General features: G+C 42.4%; 21 protein-coding genes. 7 read left to right on the top strand and 14 right to left on the bottom strand.

The window, feature by feature from the left end:
* Positions 1–37: 37 nt before the first annotated feature.
* From IQ19_RS04380 to IQ19_RS04340, 9 genes are all read right to left on the bottom strand, one after another.
* A complete protein-coding gene (locus IQ19_RS04380; protein ID WP_144540268.1) occupies positions 38–1,306 on the bottom strand; it encodes a cytosine deaminase in 1,269 nt (422 codons plus the stop codon).
* Positions 1,296–2,564, bottom strand: a complete 1,269-nt coding sequence (gene codB, locus IQ19_RS04375) for a cytosine permease (protein ID WP_144541131.1) — start codon at positions 2,562–2,564, stop codon at positions 1,296–1,298. The genes IQ19_RS04380 and codB overlap by 11 nt, the downstream gene beginning before the upstream one ends.
* 313 nt (positions 2,565–2,877) lie before the next feature.
* Positions 2,878–3,762, bottom strand: coding sequence for an alpha/beta hydrolase (locus tag IQ19_RS04370; protein ID WP_144540266.1), 885 nt, complete (start codon positions 3,760–3,762; stop codon positions 2,878–2,880).
* Between the two features lie 398 nt (positions 3,763–4,160).
* Positions 4,161–5,528: an LVIVD repeat-containing protein gene (locus IQ19_RS04365; protein ID WP_144540264.1), complete on the bottom strand. Its 1,368-nt coding sequence runs from the start codon at positions 5,526–5,528 to the stop codon at positions 4,161–4,163.
* 391 nt (positions 5,529–5,919) lie between these two features.
* Positions 5,920–7,350 carry an amidase gene (locus IQ19_RS04360; RefSeq protein ID WP_144540262.1) on the bottom strand — a complete coding sequence of 477 codons (1,431 nt, stop codon included), beginning with the start codon at positions 7,348–7,350 and terminating at the stop codon, positions 5,920–5,922.
* A 108-nt stretch (positions 7,351–7,458) separates the two neighbouring features.
* A complete protein-coding gene (locus IQ19_RS04355; RefSeq protein WP_144540260.1) occupies positions 7,459–8,172 on the bottom strand; it encodes a small-conductance mechanosensitive channel in 714 nt (237 codons plus the stop codon).
* Between the two features lie 15 nt (positions 8,173–8,187).
* The gene (locus tag IQ19_RS04350) at positions 8,188–8,895 is read right to left on the bottom strand and encodes a DUF5058 family protein (RefSeq protein WP_144540258.1); all 708 of its coding nucleotides are present in this window, start codon (positions 8,893–8,895) and stop codon (positions 8,188–8,190) included.
* A 273-nt stretch (positions 8,896–9,168) separates the two neighbouring features.
* Positions 9,169–10,383 carry an amidohydrolase gene (locus IQ19_RS04345; protein ID WP_144540256.1) on the bottom strand — a complete coding sequence of 405 codons (1,215 nt, stop codon included), beginning with the start codon at positions 10,381–10,383 and terminating at the stop codon, positions 9,169–9,171.
* A gap of 84 nt (positions 10,384–10,467) precedes the next feature.
* Entirely contained in the window at positions 10,468–11,724 is a 1,257-nt protein-coding gene (locus IQ19_RS04340; RefSeq protein ID WP_144540254.1) for a Zn-dependent hydrolase, read from the bottom strand.
* A gap of 231 nt (positions 11,725–11,955) precedes the next feature.
* Here IQ19_RS04340 and IQ19_RS04335 point away from each other — a divergent pair, with 231 nt between their 5' ends.
* Complete coding sequence (locus IQ19_RS04335) at positions 11,956–13,350, top strand: sigma-54 interaction domain-containing protein (RefSeq protein WP_144540252.1); 1,395 nt, start codon at positions 11,956–11,958, stop codon at positions 13,348–13,350.
* A gap of 112 nt (positions 13,351–13,462) precedes the next feature.
* Here the strand turns inward: IQ19_RS04335 and IQ19_RS04330 are convergent, their stop codons facing one another.
* A complete protein-coding gene (locus IQ19_RS04330) occupies positions 13,463–13,819 on the bottom strand; it encodes a SpoIIAA family protein (RefSeq protein WP_144540250.1) in 357 nt (118 codons plus the stop codon).
* Between the two features lie 109 nt (positions 13,820–13,928).
* Positions 13,929–14,819, bottom strand: a complete 891-nt coding sequence (locus IQ19_RS04325) for an acyl-ACP desaturase (RefSeq protein ID WP_144540248.1) — start codon at positions 14,817–14,819, stop codon at positions 13,929–13,931.
* A 404-nt stretch (positions 14,820–15,223) separates the two neighbouring features.
* On the opposite strand from IQ19_RS04325, the gene IQ19_RS04320 reads away from it, so the two are divergent.
* Positions 15,224–16,285 (top strand): C40 family peptidase, encoded by a 1,062-nt coding sequence (locus IQ19_RS04320; protein WP_144540246.1) that lies wholly within the window; start codon positions 15,224–15,226, stop codon positions 16,283–16,285.
* 137 nt (positions 16,286–16,422) lie between these two features.
* On the opposite strand, the gene IQ19_RS04315 is transcribed toward IQ19_RS04320, so the two are convergent.
* Positions 16,423–17,328: an endonuclease/exonuclease/phosphatase family protein gene (locus IQ19_RS04315; RefSeq protein WP_199749377.1), complete on the bottom strand. Its 906-nt coding sequence runs from the start codon at positions 17,326–17,328 to the stop codon at positions 16,423–16,425.
* Between the two features lie 518 nt (positions 17,329–17,846).
* On the opposite strand from IQ19_RS04315, the gene IQ19_RS04310 reads away from it, so the two are divergent.
* From IQ19_RS04310 to IQ19_RS04290, 5 genes are all read left to right on the top strand, one after another.
* Positions 17,847–18,659 carry a hypothetical protein gene (locus IQ19_RS04310; RefSeq protein WP_144540244.1) on the top strand — a complete coding sequence of 271 codons (813 nt, stop codon included), beginning with the start codon at positions 17,847–17,849 and terminating at the stop codon, positions 18,657–18,659.
* 203 nt (positions 18,660–18,862) lie between these two features.
* Positions 18,863–19,372 carry a sigma-70 family RNA polymerase sigma factor gene (locus IQ19_RS04305; protein ID WP_144540242.1) on the top strand — a complete coding sequence of 170 codons (510 nt, stop codon included), beginning with the start codon at positions 18,863–18,865 and terminating at the stop codon, positions 19,370–19,372.
* A 70-nt stretch (positions 19,373–19,442) separates the two neighbouring features.
* Entirely contained in the window at positions 19,443–19,661 is a 219-nt protein-coding gene (locus IQ19_RS04300; protein WP_144540240.1) for a DUF1659 domain-containing protein, read from the top strand.
* A 39-nt stretch (positions 19,662–19,700) separates the two neighbouring features.
* The gene (locus tag IQ19_RS04295) at positions 19,701–19,919 is read left to right on the top strand and encodes a DUF2922 domain-containing protein (RefSeq protein ID WP_144540238.1); all 219 of its coding nucleotides are present in this window, start codon (positions 19,701–19,703) and stop codon (positions 19,917–19,919) included.
* Positions 19,920–19,992: 73 nt separating this feature from the next.
* On the top strand, positions 19,993–20,130 hold the full coding sequence (locus tag IQ19_RS04290) for a YvrJ family protein (RefSeq protein WP_019380521.1): 138 nt from the start codon (positions 19,993–19,995) through the stop codon (positions 20,128–20,130).
* 145 nt (positions 20,131–20,275) lie between these two features.
* Here IQ19_RS04290 and IQ19_RS04285 read toward each other — a convergent pair whose 3' ends face one another.
* Both IQ19_RS04285 and IQ19_RS04280 read right to left on the bottom strand, forming a co-directional pair.
* Complete coding sequence (locus IQ19_RS04285; protein ID WP_144540236.1) at positions 20,276–21,085, bottom strand: M55 family metallopeptidase; 810 nt, start codon at positions 21,083–21,085, stop codon at positions 20,276–20,278.
* A 13-nt stretch (positions 21,086–21,098) separates the two neighbouring features.
* Positions 21,099–22,799, bottom strand: a complete 1,701-nt coding sequence (locus IQ19_RS04280; protein ID WP_144540234.1) for a sigma 54-interacting transcriptional regulator — start codon at positions 22,797–22,799, stop codon at positions 21,099–21,101.
* Positions 22,800–22,821: the final 22 nt, after the last annotated feature.

Here is a 22,821-nt window from a genome sequence, read left to right as displayed (position 1 = left end):
AACTAGCTCAGCAAAACCGAGCTAGTCTTTCATTCTTCTATTTATTAAAATCAACCTTCTCTTCTAACTCCCCAAATTTAACGGATGTCTCACGCGGCTTTGTTTCGGCAATCACTTTCCCATTCCTTACTGAATACCTAACAGCCGCCTGCTTCCGAATCGCTTCATATTCGTTTTCAGCATCCAGTACGATTAAGTTGGCTGTTTTTCCTACTTCAATTCCGTAATTTTCTTCGATATTCAACGTCTTGGCACTGTTGTTAGTAATCAAGTCAAATGAATTTACGATTTGCTCATAGCCCATTAACTGTGTCACGTGGATTCCCATATGCAGGACCTGCAGCATATTCCCTGTGCCCAGCGGATACCACGGGTCGAAGATATCATCATGGCCAAAGCTGACGTTTAGCCCAGCTTCGAGCAGTTCTTTTACCCGTGTAATCCCTCTGCGCTTCGGGTACGTATCAAAGCGTCCCTGCAGGTGGATGTTCACGAGCGGGTTAGCCACAAAGTTAATGTTTGAAAGCTTTAACAGTCTGAATAATTTGTAGGTATACGCGTTATTATAAGAGCCCATTGCCGTTGTATGGCTGGCAGTTACCCGGCTGCCCAATCCGCGCTCATAGGCTTCCGCTGCAACTACCTCCACAAAGCGAGATTGCTCATCATCAATTTCATCACAATGGATATCGACAAGGCGGTCATATTTTTCAGCCAGGTCGAAAGCTGTTTTCATGGAAGAGACACCGTACTCTCTTGTGAACTCAAAGTGCGGGATGCCGCCAACAACATCCGCGCCCATTTTTAATGCTTCCTCCATCAGTTCGGCACCGCTCGGATAGGAGTTGATTCCCTCCTGCGGAAAGGCCACAAGCTGCAGATCCACATAGGAGGACATTTCTTCTTTTACTTCCAAAAGGGCCTTTAATGCGGTTAAACTCGGATCCGTTACATCCACATGTGTACGGACATGCTGGATTCCCTGTGCAATTTGCCACTTTAAAGCGGTTATCGCTCTCGTTTTTACATCTTCATGCGTCAGTGTTTCTTTTCTCTGTGCCCATCTTTGGATGCCTTCGAATAAAGTCCCGCTCTGATTCCACTCCGGCTCCCCAGCCGTCAGGGTTGTATCCAGATGAATATGCGGCTCGATAAAAGGCGCTGAGACAAGGGATCCTTCTGCATCAAGTGTTTCCTGTCCCGCTGCCTCCACTTCCCCTTGTGAAATGTCATGGATTTTTCCATCCTGTATCGCTATATTCCATAGGCCATCTTTTCCTCTAAGCTTCGCATTTTTAATAATCACTTCTTAACTCACCTTCTCTGACTGTACTCTTAGCTTGTAATTGAGCAACCACTTTTGAAACCAGGACAAACGTTACAGCTGAACCTAATAGCGCGTTAACCGGCGGAATCCCCGGCACGAGATTCGCAATGGCTACACCAGCTACCCATGCAAGAATGGCTACCCAATTGACTGCCTTAAACTTCATGTCTGCAAACTTCTTATATTTTCCGCGATTTACGATGAAATAATCTGCTAAAATGATTGCCCCGATTGACGGTAATGTGGACCCTAAGATTGTCAGGAAGCCAACGAAGTTGTTATACAGCCACATTGCTGCAAGTGTTCCGACGATTCCGTTGAAGATGACAACCTTGCTCTTTGAGATTTTCAAAATGCTGGCAAAACCTAATCCAGATGCGTATAGCGCGTTATCGTTCGTTGTCCAGATGTTTAAGCCAAGAACCAGAATCGCTGGAAGAATCAATTTTTGGATGAACATCACTTCTGAAATATCAGATTGTCCTGTTGCGATCGCACCGATTGCTCCGAAGATGAACATGACTGAGTTTCCGATAAAGAAGGCAATGACTGTTGAAACCACTGCTGTACGTTTCGTATTAGAAAAGCGTGCAAAATCCGGTGTTAATGTACCTGCGCTGATAAAAGAACCGACACAGATTGTTAATGCTGCTGCCAGCCCAATTGCTTCAGCCGGCTGATATTGCATTAAGCCTTCCAACCCGCCTGCTGTTTCTGTTGCTTTAAAGACTGAGAAGCTTCCCAGGATCGTGATTAACGGTACCGCGATAAAGCTTAGGATTGCCAGTGCCTTCATTCCGAAGAAGGCTGTTGCTGTCATTAACAGTCCTGCGACTAAAATCAGCATATTCGCATCAAGTCCTGTTACTTTTTGAACCGGTAGAGCAAACATCGCTACCCCTACTCCAAACCAGCCAACCTGTGTGGCAGCCAGCAAGAAGGAAGAAAGATACGACCCTTTTTCACCAAAAGCGTAACGCGTTAAGAGGTGTGTTGATAAACCTGTCTTTGCAGCAATATAAGCAAGTGCTCCTGTATAAGCCCCCAAGATTAAGTTGCCTGCCAGGACGATTCCGATAAATTGCATAAACGTTAACCCTGTTCCAAGTGTTCCGCCTGACCACATGCTTGCCGAGAAGAAAGTCAGACCGAGCATCACCACAAGCATTTTCCAAAAACCGCTGCGATGCCCCTGTGGTACCGCCTCTAACGAAAAATCCAAATCTACTTTTTTCATACCAATTCCTCCAATCAATTTTTGAAACTGGTACCGAAGGATTTCTTCGATATTAATAGACGGTGGAAAAGAAAAAGGCTTCTCGCCGTTTTCCGACAAGAAGCCTTTTTCCTCATGAAGAACCCCTGGGCAGGATACACCTAGCCCATTGGTTATCATAAATTCCGCTGTCCTTGTCAGCCTCACGGGACTGAATTAAAGGTACCAGTATTTAATTGTTTACTATTATTTCAGAAAAAGAGGAGAGTGTCAATTGTAAATGATTGGATCGAGATCAGAAATAAAGGTGCCGACCCTATCAGCACCCCATGTCTTACTTTTCTACAAATTGATACATATACTCCATCGCTTCAGGCAAGGATTCTCTCCATACTTTCCATTCATGGTCGCCATCCACCACTCTGAATTCAACCAGATCCGGCTGGTGTTCTCTTAGGTTCTGGTAAAATACTGCAGCATGGTAGGCGATGTCGAAAGTATCATGATCCCCTGAGTTAATGTATAAAGGAACCTTAATGCCTTTTTGCTTATAGTCATCAATATATTGTGTGTAGTTCAATTCAGTCCACTTTTCAGGATCATATTGGCCATCCTTTTGATAAGTAGCATGCCTTCTGCCTGAAGAATGGCTCGGCGGCTGCGGCACATAAACAGCAGGGCTTAACGCTGCACCTGCAGCAAACATTTCTGGATATTTTAAAATAAAGTTAACGGTTCCATACCCTCCAGCAGACAAACCTGCTACTAAGCGTCCTTCTTTTTCCTCAATCGTTCTCCAGGTTTCATCAATATGGGGGATCAAGTCATTCATGAATGCTGTTTCAGCTGCTTCATTATAACCATTAACCCACCAGCTTTTGCTGGCTGGCATAACAATAATGGATGGAGGGATAACCCCCTGTGCGATCATCTTATCAGCAGTTTCTTTTACATTGCCGCTATCAACCCAATTATGTTCATTCCCGCCAGAACCATGCAAAAGGTAAAGAACAGGATATTCCTCGCCGGAAGTTTTATAATCGGTCGGCAAGTAAATGTTGTAATTATAGTCGCGGCCCAGCGTTTCTGAACTAAAGCTTTGGTGAATGATTTGGCTGTTGCTCGACTTTGGCGGTGTGATATTATCCGCGAGAGAAAGACTGGGGATCAACATGGCCAACAATAAAACAAATATAAACATTGTTTTTCTTCTAAACATGTATAGGCCTCCTAAAACGATTTTTCGCTCCGCATATTTCACTGCAATACTAGTAATAATTGATATTTTTTTAAAAAATCTATCCTGCTCTTATTCCATTCGGGATAAAATTCTCTATTCCATAGGAATTTCCAGCTTGAACAGGTGTTTCCTTTTGATTAGTTCGGGTATATCGGTCACAATCTCAGGTTTATCGGTCAGATTTTCATTTTTTCGGTCACTTTTTCAATATATCGGTCAGTTTTCGATTTTATCGGTCAGATTTCCAATATATCGGTCACTTCGCGTCGCATCAATTTTTCAGCATTCGCACGGTGAATATACGATTCGAACTGCGATTTTATCAACAAAGCCTTTATTAGTAAAAAGCGAATCGAAGCCCATCTAAAAGACTCCCTTTATTCCGCCGTCCCGCCATTATTTTTCTGGACAACCTTCAGGCCTGATTGCATATCGGAAGCGAGAATGTAGTTGCGGTCAATAAATACTCCCCAAATATCTGCATTTTTAGGAACATAAGATCCGATTTCCACCGGTTTTGAAGGATCAGTAATATCCACCATTCGAACACCATCTGAGTAATGGGATAGATAAAGGGTATTGCCTACCACTTTCGGGTCATGAACGGTATAGCGCCCGGCTGCCCTTTCACCTGCTTTTATTTGTGTCGCTGAATTAAAGGATCGGTAGTCCCCAATCAGCACAGGATTGCTCTTGTCCTTAATATCATACATGCGGACATAGCCCCATCCTCTTTCAAACCCTGGGTCACTAGGATCTGGATTGAATACCTCTCTATTCTCTATTAACACTGTGCCGCCCTTGGCAAGTGCAACAGAATGCGCAGCCCCCTGAACATTCCGCTCAAAGCTTGTCCTGCCGATAAGCTCGGCATTTTCAGGCGAGGAAATATCAAAAATCAATGTTCCCATATCCCAAAATGAAACATAGGCATAGTTCCCGGTCACATCTGTCATCACACTGTGTGCGAACGCCCTTCTATTCACACCATCACGGTCTTTAAAGTATGCTCCGCTATAAGTGGATTCAAGTTCAGAAGGATCCCATTCAAATACCGGAGTCGGTTTCGCTGGATCAGTGACATCCAGAATCACAAAATCCTGCACTTCGCCCTGCGAATAGTAATTAGCATTCGAGTTAGCCGTCAGCAGCAGGGTTCTGTTTCCTTGAGTTGTCAAATAAAGCTCATGGGTTCCCGTTACGGATTCCGGCAGCTCCCAGAAGCCCAGCTTCTTTGGAGATAACGGGTCGGAAACATCATATAAAACGGTTCCTCCCCCAACCGTATTCCGGCTCCATTGCTGAACGGACACCGCTGCAAGATCCCCTTTAAAATAAGGTGTACTTACTGATTTGACTACGACCTTTTCCTGCCAGGTTCCAGGTCGATCATCCGCAAATGCAGAGACTTCAACCGGGCTGGACGGATCCTTCATATCAAAAACCCTAACCCCTGTTGAGTTTTGTGCTTTTGTCGCCACATAGGCAAATCCTTTATGAGCGTATACATCGGCTGTCCGGTTATTCACCCCGTCTAGCCCGGCCCATGGAACAGCTGCTACTTCCTTCAGATTCTCAACATTTTTACCGCCTTCAATGACTGTAATGGGATTCACTTGCCCATACCCTTCAACATCCTGCCACTTGCCATCCCCTTCATCAGACAGCTCATCGTGCGCAGACACAAGTGGTGCCCCTGCTAAAAAAAATGCAAGGCTTCCTGCAAGCAATGATTTTTTCTTCATACATTCCCTCCTGACTAATCTGACTATTTAAAATAGATTGAATATTGGATACAATGTGGATTATTCTACCTTTTACACAATACTACCTTTATAAAACGGGAAAATAAGTAAGAAGAATCAGTTGAATTATCGGGGTATAGTCCTTTAGAAGGATGGAATCAGGAACCTTAACGAGGGGGAAATCGACATGTTCTTCTCAAATTTCCCAGGAAAAGATTTTGTTCTACAAAGTTAAACAGCAAATGAGTAAGCGAGAGGTTCTTTCCTAAATCAAAAAAACAGAGTCAGTCGCCCGAAGACAATAACTCTGCTTTTATGCTTATAGCCAAATCACCGATGGCAACTTCTTTAAGATCTGTGAAACAAGAAAATGCGGGTGGTACCTGGTACCTTAATTTATTTTCTCCCCCAATGCTATTTCGGGACGCATCTTTCCATACCCTGTTGCGTGTTCGAATGCACGGCCGATTTTTAGAACTTCGAAGTCTGCCCGATGCGGTCCGACGATTTGGAGGCCAAGCGGGGTTCCGCCTGAAGTAAAGCCGCTTGGAATCGAGAGGGATGGATTGCCAACAGCAGAAATATAGTAGCAGGAGCGCATCCAATCAATGTAGTTCTCCATTTTCACTCCGCTGATCTGCACAGGGTATTCAAGGTTTACATCAAAGGCGGCAACCTGGGTTACCGGGAGAATGAGTGCGTCATATTGGGTAAAGAACGCACGCATGCGATTGTAAAGAAGCGTGCGGAGCCTCTCAGCACGGCCGATATCCGGACCACTCAGGTTTCTGCCCTTTTCGATATTCCAAATGACACTCGGCTTTATTAACTCACGGAATCGGTTAAAGATTTCGGAATAGGAAAGTTCGAACTCCCATGCACGGAGCACCTGGAACACTTCCTCCGCTTCATGCAAATCCGGGCACGCTTCTTCCACCTGACACCCCAAGTCCTGGAAGACCTTCACCTGTTCCTCAAGGTTGCTTCTTACCTCCGGCTCAACCGGAAGGATGCCTCCAAAGTCAGTGGAATATGCGATCCGGAGCCCCTTTAAATCAGGCTGAACCGGCTCAAGAAACTTTTCACCGGGTTCCTCAATCGAAAGCGGTGACCGATTGTCAGGACCGGAAATCACGGACATCATGAAAAAGGCATCATCCACACTCCGTGCAATTGGACCCTGAACCCCAAGAGGAGAATAGAGGGCCGCTTTCGGAAGCGGGATGCGGCCGGGAGACGTTCTCAGCCCAACCACGTTATTAAAGCAGGCAGGATAGCGCAAGGAACCTCCCATATCGCTTCCATCCGCAAAGGGGATCATGCCGCATGTCACGGCTGCAGCTGCTCCCCCGCTGCTTCCGCCCGCTGTTTTGCCTAGGTCGTAAGGATTTCGTGTAGCGCCAAAAACCTCATTAAAGGTATGGGCCCCTGCCGCAAATTCCGGAACGTTTGTTTTACCAATGACAATGGCTCCAGCACTGCGCAGTCTTTCGACGATCAGGTCATCCTCACTCGGATAATGGTCGCGAAGCGCCAGCGAACCGCTTGTGGCAGGAAAGCCGATGGCATTATGAGTATCCTTTATGGCAATCGGAAGACCATGAAAAGGCCCAACCGGTTTGCCAGCTTCCAGCGCCTCATCCGCTTTTGCAGCTTCCTTTAAAGCCACTTCCTCATTAAGGGAAACAATCGCATTTACCTGCGAGTTCACCCGTTTAATTTGTTTGATGTGTGCTTCCATTACCTCACGAACGGATAATTCACGTTCATGGATAGCCTTGGCAAGATTTTGGGCAGAAGAAAAGCAAATGTCTTTATCCATTTCACAACAGCTCCCCAGCAATTTTATTTTCCCACTAAAAAATCCCCCTCCAATCTTTCTCTAAGCTGAAGGGGAATTAGTTTGCGAGTATTTTTCCAGTAGTCTCTTTTATTCAGACACACTGCCTTTCGACTTTTCAAGAAAAAGAACAACGGCAATGGTAATGGCTACACACAACACAATCTTTATTAAGCTAAAAATAGGCGCGAACAATACAGCCATACCAATTACAAAGGCAACTAAACCATACAAAGGCTTTTTAAGGGCAAACTGGCCCAGCACGCCTCCGTAAATGGCAGGAAGAATAAATTGAAGCGCATTTTGCACAGATTGCGGGATAATGGTTAGGATGTAAGAACCGCTAAGTACCACAGCGATAACCACAACAATATTCGTCAAAGAGGCTACAGCAATTCCGAGCGTGCCTGCAATCTCTGCTTTTTTCGTACCCGGGTCAGCTCCTACTGACTCTTGAGCCGCAGCTGAACAAGGCATGCACATATTGGCGATGTTCCCGGTCAGAAACGCAATATAGGTTCCGGACTTCCCCAGGACCGGGTAATAGGTGATTGGCTCAAGGAACCACATAATCCCAATAAAAGCCGCATACCCGATGAGTCCGCCAATAATGGCTCCCCAGCCTGGATGATAGCCTAATATAAATGAAAAATAGATGGGCGGCACAAACGACATAACGATCAGCATCCATAGGGTTGATTGCCCCCAAAAATCGGCTTTGCTATGGAATCCCTGCATGCCCATAGCGGATTGTTTCACCTCGATATTTACTTCCGTCACTCCAGCTTTAGTCGGTACAGTCATGATACATCCCCTTTCTTATATGAGTGTAGTCAAATAGCTAACGGTCAGAGCAATCACGAGAGAGATTCCAAGTGCCCATTCCTGAAGCCACCGGATTTCCCGTTTTCTTGCAAATGATAGAATGAACATCATCGATAATCCTGCAACAATCGCTGCAACGGATTCACTATACCCTTTCACCATTTGCTGGCTGGCAAGATAAGCAAATGCACCCAGCATCGCGGCTGTCGAAACAATCGTCATCATTTTGGCATTTTTACTGACAATTTTCTTTTCCACTTTCCCAAGCGACTTTGTAGCCAGAGCGGTGAAAATCAGCCAGCCTGTCCCGCCAAGACACATGGTCCAAACGACGGTTGTAAATGCCTTTAAGCCAAAATCAGGGGAATTTAAGTCAACCCCGTAGGCATTGGCACCGATCCCTGCTGCGGTCAATTCGGTTGCAGCAGAGCCGATGATCCCGATCCTCATCAAGGTAAACGGACCTCCGAGAACGGCAATAAGAGAAATAATAACGATCGCAATGCCGAATGAGGGCCCTAAACTGCTGATGAATCCTGTTCTCAAAGCTCTTTTGGTTTCATCCTTCGTCATTCCGATATTCGGTGCCGTTTGGGTAGCAATTCTGATAAAAACAACTGCTTGAAAGATGACAATCGCCACAACAATGCTGGCGAAAATCCATACCGGTGCACTATTGGCAAACCTTAAAACCTCATCCATACTTATAAACCTCCTATTGTTTTGGCTATGTTAAAGCTTTTTGTTGACTTAGCACCCTGTTGATTGGAGCAGAAGGTACGAGATCCTCGAAAATGCATTCGCATTTCCTTCGTGCGGTGTTAATACAAGGAAGCTTATTCAAAGTCCTGCGGGAGAAGCGTGTCAACGGGAGACCCCGCAGGTGCGAACGCACCGAGGAGGCTCCCGGACCGCCGCGGGTTCGCTGAGTGCCTGCAGCGGAAATCAACAGGCAAATTTAACAGAGCCATTGTTTTAATTGGACTGAACTTCAGCAGCCATATTTTCCACAGCCGTTTCACTAGAAAGATAATTGAATACAGCTGAAATAAATACCTTGCCAATATCAATCATTGAACGTTCATCTACATCAAAACGGGGATGGTGATGCGGAAATTCCTCTATCTTTTCTGAATTTCCCCCTACAAAGAAGAACGTGCCCGGAACCTCCTGCAGGTAATAAGCAAAATCCTCCATCCCCATTTGTGCGGGCATTTGAATGACATTCTCTTTACCGAAAAGTTCTATGGCCAGCTTTTCAATTCGCTTCGTTTCACCCGGATGATTTTTCACAGCGGGATAACCTCTCACATATTCATACTGGGCTGTTGCTCCAACTGCTTTACAGGTAGAATGGGCAATTTCCCCTATCAAGCTTTCAATCATGCTGCGGACATCTTCATCAAAGGTCCGGACCGTACCAGTGATTCTGGCCTTGTCAGGGATGACGTTAAATCCTGTACCGCTGTTAAAAGCTGCTACAGACACGACCGCTGTTTTTACAGGATCCACTTTTCTTGCCACTACCTGCTGCAGATTTGAAATCAGCTGGCTTCCAGCCGTAATTGGATCTATAGTCAAATGTGGCGTGGCAGCATGTCCACCCTTGCCAAAAATATGAATCTCAAATGTATCGCCTGCTGCCATGGCATCCCCTTCCCGAACACCAACAGTGCCCGCAGGATTCGTTGACCAGACATGGGCGCCATAGATGACATCTGCACCATCAAGACAACCGTCCTCAATCATGGACTTTGCCCCTCCTGGGATTACTTCTTCTGCAAATTGATGAATAAAAAGGACATTTCCTTCTATTTCATCTCTGACCTCGGATAATGTTTTCGCTACTCCAAGAAGGGCGGCTGTATGGATGTCATGTCCGCAGGCATGCATAACCCCCGATATGCGGGATTTATACTCTGCTTCATTTTCCTCCTGGATTGGCAAGGCATCAAAGTCGGCACGCAAAGCAACGGTTTTACCAGGCTTGCCGCCTTTCAATAAACCGGTTACCCCTCGGCCGCCGACATTTCTCCTTACCTCGAGCCCCAAGCCCTCCAGGTAGGCTGCTACTTTTTCTGGTGTATTTACTTCATGGTGGGAAAGCTCCGGATACATGTGGAGATCCCTCCTAAAGCTGACCATTTCCGGATAGATTTCTTGTAATCTTTCAAAAAGCTTTTCGATCATATCAATCTCTCTCCTCTACTCTTACAAAATATTGTTAATAGTCCGTAAATTATAAATGGTAAAAAGATAGAAAAGCAGCTTAACCTAAATCTCCTGCTTTTCCGGTTTTTTACACGCCAGGTTCCGTACGACGTTCAATAATAAATCACAGCCTGCTTTAATTTCTTTTTCACTGGTATATTCTTCGGGACAATGGCTTTTCCCGCCCTTGCTTGGAATGAACAGCATGCCGATATCAGTCAGCCCGCTGAGCATGGCTGTGTCGTGCACGGCGCCGCTGTTTAATTTTAGATAATCAAATTGATGCTCTTTTGCTGTTTCCTCAATTTGGTTAATGATGCGGGATGATAGCTTAACGGTATCGGATTCCCCAACAAGCTCAATCGTACTCTTTAGCGAGTGCTCCTCAGACACCTCTTTCACTCTTTCAGCCAGTGCATTGGAAACCATTTGGACTCCCTCGGCTTCAACATCTCTGATATCCACATAGAATTCAACTTTTTGAGGAATGACGTTTGGTATATTTGGCTTGCACTCTATTTTCCCTACTGTCGCGACTGTCGTAGGCAGGGCTGCCTCCCTGGCTGTTTTTCGAATATGGAAAATGACTTCAGCTGCCCCCGCCATCGGGTCCGACCTTAAATGCATCGGAGTAGTCCCTGCATGATTCGAATCTCCATCAATCGTAATCTTGTAGGTTCTCATTCCTGCAATAGCCTGGACGATTCCAATAGATTTTTGCTGGCTTTCAAGCACCTGCCCCTGTTCAATATGCAGCTCGATCATTGCGTCGACTTCCCCTTTTTGGAGAATGTCTCTTTCAGCATTTTCAATGGCCAGCCCAAAATCCTTTGCTTTCTGGTAAACAGATATCCCCTCAGGGTTCTTGATACTCTCTAATTCTTCCAGATCATACTTTCCTGCACAAACCTTGCTGCCAAGCATGGTAATGCCAAAATTGGAGCCCTCTTCCTCTGCAAAGCTGACTAATTCAATCGGCTGGCTTAATTCAACTTCTTCTTCCTTTAAAACTCTTATAATTTCCAGCGCAGCCAGAACGCCTGTTAATCCGTCAAATTTTCCGCCGTTTTTAACAGTATCATGATGGGAACCGATCATAATGGATGGTTTATTTAGTTCTTTTCCGTATGTAGCCCTGATGTTGCCGATTGCATCTACCTTTACATCCAGCCCGATTTCATCCATTCGGGCAAATAAGTATTCTCTCGCTTTTCGATCCTCCTGACTGTACGAAAATCTCGTGCAGCCATTGCCTGGAGTGCTTGTAAAGCCAATGATGTTTTCCAAGTCATTCATCATTCTGCTGATGTTAATTTCCAACTTTTTATCCCCCTTCCTATTTAAATGACGATACTCCCTAGAATAAGCAGGCTTTCAATGGTATAATTTTTAGAAAATTAAAAATGGTTATTTATTTGTATTTTGCAAGAAGCGTGCCAAACCGATTACATAGGTTTTAACTGTATTTATAGGTCTTTCTTTTTGTTTTGATGAAAAAAATCATCAAATACCGATGAAAATTGTCATCATAAAAATAAGTAGGTGGTTTTAATGGAAAATAATCAGCTGGAATTGTATAAAGATGCCTTTGAAGACCTGAATTCCATCTTGGATACAAGCTTTGGAGCCATTACGATTGCAGATGGCGAAGGAGTATTTACAAGACTCAGTAAATCTTGTGAGAAGATGTTTGGCGCGCCGGAGACAGAGATTATTGGCAAAAGCGCTTTTTTGCTGGAGAAACAGGGATTTTTCAGTACGTCAGTCACCTGTGAAGTGATCAGACGGAACAAAAGGGTAACCATTATACAAAAAACAGCTGCCAATAAAACGGTGTTAGTAACTGGCACTCCGATTTTTAATAAAGAGAAGAAGATCGAAAAGATCATCAACATTTCAAAGGATATTACGGAAACGAAAAAGCTTGCATCCGACCTTAAAAGGCTGCAGACAGAACATGAGTGGCTGAAGCAGGAATTACTGAAACGGACCCGGCTTGAACGGGGCAAGGTAGCCTCTGAAAGTCCGGAAATGAAAAGTATCATTGATCTCATCCATCATATTGCCAATATGGACGCCATTGTCTTATTACTGGGTGAAACTGGTGTCGGAAAAGGATTTATGGCCAATATGATCCATTCGATCAGCGACCGCAAAGACATGCCTTTCATCTCCATTAATTGCGGGGCCATTCCCGAAAGCCTGCTTGAATCAGAGCTTTTTGGATATGAGAAAGGAGCCTTTACCGGTGCGTCAAAGGAAGGGAAAAAAGGGCTTTTCGAAACAGCAGGCAATGGCACCGTATTCCTGGATGAGATTGGGGACATGCCTTTAAGCCTCCAGGTAAAACTTTTGCATGTCCTCGATGACCGAAAAGTAAGGAGAATCGGGGGATCATCATCTTTTAAAGTGAAGTGCAGGATCATTGCAGCAACGAATAAGGAGTTAAAAGAGCTCGTGAAAAACGGGGAATTCCGCGAGGATCTTTTTTACCGGTTAAATGTTGTGCCCATTACCATTCCTGCCCTAAGGGAACGCAAGGAGGACCTGCTTTTCCTGGCCAACATGTTTCTTGATAAACTAAATACAAAATACAAAATGAAAAAAATATTTTCAGAAGAAGCCATTAAAGCTCTATTTGACTACCAATACCCGGGTAATATCAGAGAACTGGAAAACATGATTGAAAGGCTCGTCATCAATACAATGGGCGACACCATTGAAGCCGAAAAAATCTATGAAATCACTGAACCTTTCCAGTCAAACAGCGATCATCAGGAAATCATCCCTCTCAAAGAAGCAGTTGAGCAATTAGAAAGAAAATTGCTATTATCCGCATTCCAAAAATATAAAACCACCAGAAGAGTAGCCAAAGCATTAAAAATTGACCAATCCACCGTTGTGAAAAAGGCAAAGAAACTTAAACTGGAAGTGCACGACCGTTAGAGTACCAGGTTCCGTTCGTGGACAAAACTCTTATTTGTCTGTCTGGAACGGACAAAGGCCGGTTCATGGTTGAACCGGCCTTTCGAAATAAATTTCACCATTTATAATCATCTTAGCTCCTTATCCAGGTCCAGGCCTCTTCAAGTTGGTGCCCTTCAAAGTATTCGACTTCAATTCCAGGCAGGTAGCTGGTAAGTTTGGATACCGTGCCGATCCAGTCTTTGTCGCTGACAACGGCGAATTTATTGAACTGTTTCCATCTTTTTATGTCAAATGTAACCCCTTCTGTTGCACCTTGAAAGGTTGTTCCATCTACATCAGTCACAATGGCCAGAATATTGAATTTCTGGTCTTCATTGAAATTCTCTCTTACGTATTGATCCAGCTTTTCAGCATCGTCCTTCGTGGCATTGCCATTAAAGGCAAGTGCGATGGTTGAGGGGTCTCTAGATTCTATAAATTGAAGCATATTTTTACCTCCAAACAGTCATTTTTTAATAGAATAGATTCCCCGGATTTGTTTTTATGAAACAAGTAAAAAGAACCAGCAAAGGAATGTCCCCCGCTGGCTCTTCTATTTACTTCTTGCTATAAAACCGATCCCGCACCTTCTTCAAGCGAGCATGATATTTCAAAATATCCAGCCTTGCCTTTTCCGCTTCCGGTGCAATCGGCCTCAATTTTTCAATCTCCCAATATTCAATAATCACATCCAGAACCTGATCAAAATACTCCAGCGGGCCATAGTTCGCTTCTTTAGCAATGATAGACATCCGATCTTCAAAGTCCGGCATCACTGCACCCGGCATCTTGAAGTTCATAATAACATTTCCCAGGTAGTAGCAATAATTAGGCTCCAGCTGCAGGTGATACTTAATCACATCCCGGTAAAAGGCATAATGCAAAGTCTCATCCTTCGCCAAACGCCTTAGCATACTGGCCAAATCCTTATCATGCGGCCCTGCTACCTTCGCCACATTATAATAAAAGACCATGGTGGCAAGCTCCTGCATGGATGTGTAAACCATCGTTTCAAAAGGTGTATGAAAGTCAGGGTTCCAGCCATTTTCCACTGTTTGTTTATGCAGATGGTGAAGTCTCGCCGGATTAACATTCCGTGTGATCAAAAGATACGTTTCAAGTAAATTCGAATGCTGGTCCTCTTCCGCTGTCCACGTATGGACAAATTCCTTGATGACACTTAATGAACCTTTAAAAGTCTGGTCCAGATACGAAGTGAACCATGGCAGATTCACTTCCGTTAAAAGCGCTGTTTCAACGGCCGTAATAACCGAGCCTGGCAGCGTGACCTGGCTTTCATCCCACGGAACACGCCGGAAATCCTGCGCCTTATCCCAAGGCAGGAATTCGTGATAACCCCAATCTATTTTTTCAGCCCGCATTTTATGCTCCTCATATAATTCCCTTACCTTTGGCTCCAGTCTAAAATCCAGATGATTTGTTAACACAGTAAACCCTCCATTTGCCCTAAAAATTTGTCTAAAATTAAAATCCATATCGGAGTAATCTATTAGTTAAAGAGGTAAAATTTTGTAACTAACTATTATGACCTGTTACTAAATATACTATATCACATTTATCCTTTAGTTAACTAACAAGAAACTTAAATTTTCAGCATTTTGGGACTTTTAACATTTTATTTTTCTAAGATCTTCCTTATTCTTCAATAAACTTCTAAGTTTCGACATAAGTCCCTAGACGTAGACAGCAGTCGATTCGACATAGGTCGACAGACTCTATTAAATGTAAAAAAGAAGAAAAACTTTGTATAATACTGTTAAAAAATCATTCTTTTTGAGGATATATGTGGTAAAATTATTTAAATTCTATTAAACAGGAGTGATTTAGGAAAGTGAAAAAACAGATGGTCTCGATAGCCGCTGCTGCGATGCTTTCTTCTGCTTTAGCCTCCCAGGCTTCAGCTGATACATATGTAGTGAAAAAAGGGGATACCTTATATCAATTGGCTGCAAAATATAAAACGACTGTTTTGGAACTTAAGACTTTAAACCATTTGAGTTCAGATTACCTTTCTATTAATCAAACACTCCAGGTGCCCGGGGCGGTAAAAGAGGCGACTGCCAATCAGCCGGCCCCAAAAGTTTCGCCACCTTCAAGTCAAAGCACAAATCATACATATACCATCAAGCCGGGCGATACTCTTTCCAAAATTGCCCTCAATCATAATATGAGTTTAAAAGACTTAATGAGTTTGAATAACCTGAGCACGACTTTGATTTTTCCTGGACAGGCCTTAAAAGTGACCAAAACTGCCGGAAGCACAGTAGGAGAAAATACTAAGGCACCTTCTGCTCCTTCCACGCCACCTGCAGTTCCCGCCGGAACCTCAACATCTTATATAGTTCAAAAAGGTGATACATTAAGCAGTATTGCTCTAAAAAATAATACAACCGTCCAGAAAATGAAAGAATGGAATAAGCTAACTTCGGATTTGATCTTCATTGGCCAAAAGCTGGTGCTGGGCACAGGTCAAAATTCACCGAGCCCTGCTGTTAATGAAAAACCAGCACAGGAAGTTAAAGAAGATAATAGCTCTGCAGCTTCCCTACTGGCTGAAGCCCAGAAGTATCTAGGGGTTCCTTATAAATGGGCAGGCACCACTCCTGATGGTTTTGACTGCAGCGGCTTTATTTATTATGTACTAAATAAATCCGGTTCACAGCTGGGGAGATATTCAACAGAGGGGTACTACAGCCGCTCTTATTATGTCGATAATCCTCTGCCTGGCGATCTGGTATTTTTAGAGAATACATATAAACCTGGCATTTCCCATATGGGCTTTTACGTAGGAAATAACCAGTTTATCCATGCCAGCTCCAGCGGCGTGGTCATTTCAAGCCTGGATAACCCTTACTATAAAGTGCATTTTGATGGGTTTAAGAGATTTTATTAGACACCTGTGTGGAAGGTGTCTTTTTTATGTCTTCTAAAAACAAGTATTTATTGATAGCCGATATTTTACCATTTTGATATCAACGCTAAAAACTCCCCTCGGGTGTTCCGGGGGAGCGTTATTTTATGAGATTAGTATTATTGAAGTGTTACGTCAGCGATGACAGGATAATGATCGCTAGGGAATTGTCCATTCTTTTGGAAATCCACAATTTCAATGGTCTCTGCAGTAACATTTCCTTTAGAAAGAATCCAATCAATACGGTTATTCGGCCCTCCGCCAGTCGGATTATCGAAACCATTAAAAGTACCAAGGTCTTCATTAATTCTAGTTTCTGCTGTATTCCATAAGTCCGCAAACGCTCCTTCAGCTGTAAGGATCTGATGAGGCTTAGTGCCAGGATTTGCATTAAAATCGCCTGTTACCAAAATAGGCAGCTCTGGATTAAATTCTTTTATTTTTTCTACAATTAATGCGGCACTCTTTTCTCTCGCTTCTTGGGATCGGTGGTCAAAGTGAGTATTTACGAAATAAAACGGCTGACCAGATTTTTTGTCATGGAATTTCACCCATGTTACCATACGCGGAATCGTGTTGCCCCATGACGTGGATCCAATTACATCCGGAGTATCAGACAACCAGAAATGGTCGTATTCTATAGGAGAAAACCGGTTTTTGTCATAGAAGACAGCCATAAATTCCCCTTTGCTTCCTCCCTCTCGACCTTCACCGATCCATTCATATTGCGGTAAATCCTCATCGAGACCCTTAATTTGTTCATATATGGCCTCTTGAGTTCCAAAAATATCAGGCTTTTCATTGTTAATTACCTGGCGGATGGTAGGGCGCCTTTCTTCCCAGGTATGCGGGGATGGATCAGAATTATTCTTGTACCTTAAATTGTAGGTCATTACCCTTAAATCCATAACAGATGCTTGTCCCTCCTGACTGGAAGCAGAAGTCTCTGTAGTACCAGGCAGCAGATTTCCAAGGAGCAGTAAAACAAATGACAACAGCAAAACAGGTTTGAATACTTTTTTCAATCTAATTCCCTCCTATATTTGAATTCAAGAAAATAGTAGCAGGGTAAAATAAAGGATCAATTACAAAAATGTAAAAATATCCTAATTAATTATGAAGGTTATATAAATTAAACTACGAAGGAAATATACGTTAGCGATAATGGGGATTGAATAAATACAGTTACTTATCCTATACCCTGGCCTCAAGAGTGAAAAGTTCCAAACTAGAAACTGACTTTATTCACCTAACGTTGAAATTTAGGATTTCTCCAAAGGTTTGAGAAGCCCTGTCTAAATTCCCTCTTAATCTAAATTTGAAATACTTTCATTCGGGTTCGTTTAACTATGAAACTATAACACTGTGGTCTTTTCTTTTGTTTTTTTCAGCACCAAACATATGCATAACTACCGTTAAGCCAACGCATTTGAGATCAGATTCAGTTTTAAATGTTCACAATTCCGTCACATCTCCCCCAAAATCACCCTGACCATTTCCACCCTAAATTTGTATATAGAAAGTGAAAGGGTGGTGCAGCAATATGAATCTTAAATCAGGCAGTGTTGACCAGTTTGAAACGTTTTCCCAGTTTAAAAACCTTCAGGAGTTTAACTCTCATTTGGAAATGTGGCTTGCTGTGAATAAAGACAAGTTCTCTAAGGGTGAGCTTGTTGGCTTAAAAAGGCTTGCACGCTTTGCAGCAAAAATCCCTGGATTATCCAATGCAAAAATCGGTACCGTTTTAAAAGCCATTCATGAGGAGTACAACGGAAATGGCATTTCCCGTTCCACTTTTAAAAGAATGATCATCAAAGCATCTGAAATAGGCATTTTCACAGTCCATGAAACAGAAAGAAAAAACGGCTCTCAGTCCAGTAATCTGTACATATTTAATCGTTTTCCCTCCAGTGAACCACCTAATGAGGAAAAGCTGGACCACCCTAATAAAACGATCAATCTTTCTAAAACTAATAAAAATCAAAGGAATAATAAACGTAGCAAAACCAATATTGACCACACTTTTACTAGTGATCGTGTTCCAAATGCATTCGTTGACGTTGTGAAGTACTTCTTCCCTGATGCTAAGAGCATTGAAGAGTTCTGGAAAATGACAACGATTGCTGCTTACAAAAACAACCGTGAACAAGATAAGACCCAGATGCTGGACACAGCCATACATTCCTTTAAGCAGCTAATCCGGAAAATGAAATCAAGCCCAGTATCCAAACCGATCGCCTACTTCTACGGCATTCTAAATAAAAAACTTGAAGAACTTTACTTTAAAGACCTGTTTGAAATGGGCTTTTCAGCGGAGAACGATCAATCGTACATGGGCTTTTTCTATAAACCTTAAAAGTTTTTAAAAAAAGTGAATTTTTCTGGAAAATCAGCGAGTTTGCCCCTTCTTCAGGGGAGTTTGGTATGCAAACTCGCGAGTTTAGGGGGTAAACTCCCCGAAACTCGACTTTTTTTCGATTCGCACAAAAGTCATTTTCCCTCTATGTTATAGCTACCCGGGAATACTTAGAGAGCGCGCTTTCCTGAAGGGATTTTAACGTGGAGAGCTTTAAGCAAATCGCAGCACAATATGAACCTATGATCCATAAAATCATGAACAACCTGAACATTTATAAAAACAAAGATGAATTCTTTCAGCTAGGGCTTATTAGTCTATGGGAAGCGTGGAAGAAATTTGATTCGGAAAAAGGCAAATTTGTGACCTATGCATTCAGTTATGTAAAAGGCAAAATGCTGAAAGAATTAACCATACAAACATCCTACGATCAACAATGCGTCTATCCCGAGGAAGAATTTTGGGGATTAATAGAGGCACCGCATGGCAGCGAGCCTATTCCTATTAATAATCTGTTTTCCATTTGCAGCACCCTAACAGCCAACCAAAAAAAGTGGGTAATCTATACCTTCCAATTTGAGATTTCGGTCCAAGAGATTGCCGCTAAAGAAAAGGTTTCCCTATCAGCCGTAAAAGCATGGCGGCATGGTGCCAGAGAGAAATTGAAGGCATACAACTTTAAAGATGGCAGATTGGAAGACTTTCTTATTTAAAACTTTTTAAAATCACCATGTCCATTTTTGCCAAAAAAACGTATATAGAAAGTGAAAGGAGGTGAACAACATGGCACAAGCAAACATCATCGATACAAAGCTTCGCCTGGTTTTTGAAACCGGTTTGGATCAGAAGGGCAAACCGATTCACAAGTCAAAAACCTACAGCAGCGTAAAGCAATCCGCTACAGCAGACCAGCTTTTCACAGTTGGACAAGCCGTTGCATCGCTATCAAACTATCCGTTAGTTGCGCTTAATCGCAACGACAGCTTCGACATCGTAGGCTAACCTTCTATTAAAAACTAAACTCGCAAGGAGGTGAAAAACATGGCGAAAACATTGGAAATGACTTTCCTATCTGATATGGGAAAGCCATCAAAACTAACGATTGATAATCCAAAGGAACCGATTGATCCAGCAGCTGTCAAAGCAGCGATGGACCAAATCATTGCAGCTAACGCATTTGACGGTAATGGCGGTGACTTTGTTCAACCGCAAGGAGCTAGATTGCTAGAGCGAAACGTAACGGAATATGAATTAGTGTAATGAGAAGAGGCCGGTTTCTTTCTGAACCGGCCTTTTTTTATAGAAATCGAATTAAATGAGAGGAGCAAACATAATGGAACAGATGGTCACATTGATCAGCGAGCTGGGCTTCCCGATTGTTGTCACGCTATTTCTGCTGAACAGGATTGAAGCTAAGCTCGACGTAGTGGTGTCATCGATCCAGGGGTTGCCGGATCGGTTGAAAGAATAGTATCTATTATATTATCTTCCCTTTTTTGACCATATGATTCCCAGAGGGATACTAGGTAACTTTCCTCCAATCAAAATAACTAGCTAAGCAACGCAGAACTAGTCTTTAACACTTCACAGTGGGGTCAGCACACTGCCCAGTTAATTTAACTTACCATCATAATTAAACTGCGTATATAACGATATGCTTCTAGAATGCTTTCAGAAGTAAAATCAACTGAAGTTGGACCCGATCTTGTAACAGCTGGCAGAATTTCTGCAATGTCTGCCAGCCCTGAATGAAGAAAAGATACTTTTACTTCTAGTAAAGAATCAATGACAAAAGGTTGAATGTTTTCTCGGTCTTGTATAGCTTGGATTGTCTTCTCTCTTAAGACTTGATGCGCTTTCTTAATACTTAGGTTCCGTGCAGTTGTTCGATTTATCGTTTCTTTTACAATAGCCGTTTTAATTAAAGGAATAAACTCCCGAGCTTCTTCAGCCACCAAACTACAGCCACTAACCATTATCACAGGAACACGAAACCGGCCAGCAATAGCTGCATTTAATCCGAATTCTCCGTAATCTGTTCCATTTATCGTTATATTTTTAACCGCTCCCCCATGGAAGGTATGATTTAATACTCCGTATGTTCCCATTCGGGTATGGTACCCTAGAAATATCGCAACGTCAAAATGTTCGTCTATACCTTCCATCATTGCAAACTTTTTTGGGGAGCCTGAAATAAGTTGTGCTTCTGAATGGAGTCTTTCAAGGAGAACATTTCTCATCGTTCCATGGGAATCGTTCACCAAGATTTCTTTTACTCCAGCTTCAAGCGCCCCTTCTATGCACGCATTAATTTCATCGGTCATATATTTTCTTGCCCGGTCATGTTCTCGTCCGTCCCTTGCGGTGTGTTCTTGATGAACAACACCTGATATACCTTCGATGTCAGCTGATATGTATAATCTCAACGTACTCCCCCCTTCACTTCAAGTGCTCTAAGAATTCCTCTCCTCGCCGCGAAATTGTTGAACCAGCTCTTCCTTGCCTAACAATCAGTAAATCTAATTCTTGAAGAACTTCCAGTCTCATTCTCAATTGCTGCTCTGATAGGTTCATTCCATTTTCTTCAAGACGCTTTTTTAAAGCTAATCGCCCATATGAGGTATGATTTTTTTTTCCTTCACAGAATATCCTCAAGATTTTCAAACTCTCGTCTAAAAAGCCATGTTCTTCAATTTTTGAGATAATTTCATTGGGATTCATTTCATTTTGAATCATTTTTACAAATCCCTTTGATCTCTCATCCGGTCGAAGATATATAGGCAGGGATTCCAAATCAATAATTGGTTCATCTAGGATAGACAAATACGAAATCACATTATAAAGCTCCTTAACATTCCCTCCCCACTCATAGTTCATAAATTGGTTCATCACATCATTCGTAAATTTCATATCGTTTCTTTTAATTCGAAATTTAATATTTTCAATTAATGAAATAAAATCTTCTTTTCTTTCAAGTAATGACGGAACTTTTAAGGTAAAGGGTGACAAAAGATAATATAATTCTGGGTATAAAGCGTCTTCATTTACTAATTCTTTTAAAGCTTTTGTATTACTAGTTATCACTCTAGCCTGTAATGGAATGGATTGACTTCCTCCAATTCTGGAGAATTCTTTTTCTCTTAATACCCTGCAAATTTTTCTTTGCAAAAAAAGGGGTAATTCTCCAATCTCTTTAATATATATAGATCCATGTCCGGCAATTTCAAATAACCCTAAGGAAATAGATTCATCACTCTCACTTCCAAAAAGTTCTCTTTCTATTATGTGATAATCCCTTGATGAACAGTAAATTGAAACAAAAGGACCCTGAGAGAAACGTGATTCATTATGAATTGCTTGAGCTAACATACTTTTCCCTGTCCCAGCATCACCTTGAACGTGAATGACATTTTCAGTTTTAGCAAAACCTTTTGCAAGTGTAACAGTTTCCCGCATTGATTTGCTAACAGCTACGATATCTTCAAAACGATACATGGCTGTATTCCAAATTTCTTTTGTCCTGTTTGTCCCGGCTAATTCGTTTTTTGCATCTGACAATGATATAAGTGATTTAATATACCGTTTCACCAATTGAGAATAACAGGTATCGATTTCAAGAATTGAATTGAGCTTTTGGAATGTATCAATGTTTAGAAGCCGCGGTCCGATATCGATTACTTTTAATAAACCTCTAGGTAAAAGGTGCCTTTCACCGGGTGTGATAATATAATCAATCGAATCAGGAATAGTCTCTTCAGGAGAATATGGGATATAGGTATGCTCAAAGAACGTCTCCTGAAGAGATTGGATCGTTTCTGATGTATTTGTTTTCGTGTCATTTACCACTAAAATGGTTTGCCCAGATGGCAAAGACAATAACTCCTTTGTATTCGCCACATTAATATCCCTTTTTGCAATAATGCATGGGCAATCTTTAGGAATAATTTGAGTAACTATCCCTTGTATTCTTTTATTTGAAAGTAACACTAGATCCCCGCTTGCAACTGTATCATTATGCAAATCCTTGATTGTAGTAGGCTGAATAATTACTTTATCTCCCAGCACTTCTTTAACTTGCTTTGAAATGGCATCCAAGTACATCTCTTGAATGGCAATAATATGAACCTTTCTGACTGACATTTTTGAACATCCCCTATAAATA

Source organism: Cytobacillus oceanisediminis (genome assembly GCF_007830235.1).
GTDB lineage: Bacteria > Bacillota > Bacilli > Bacillales > Cytobacillaceae > Cytobacillus > Cytobacillus oceanisediminis.
This window is presented reverse-complemented; position numbering and strand designations above follow the sequence as displayed.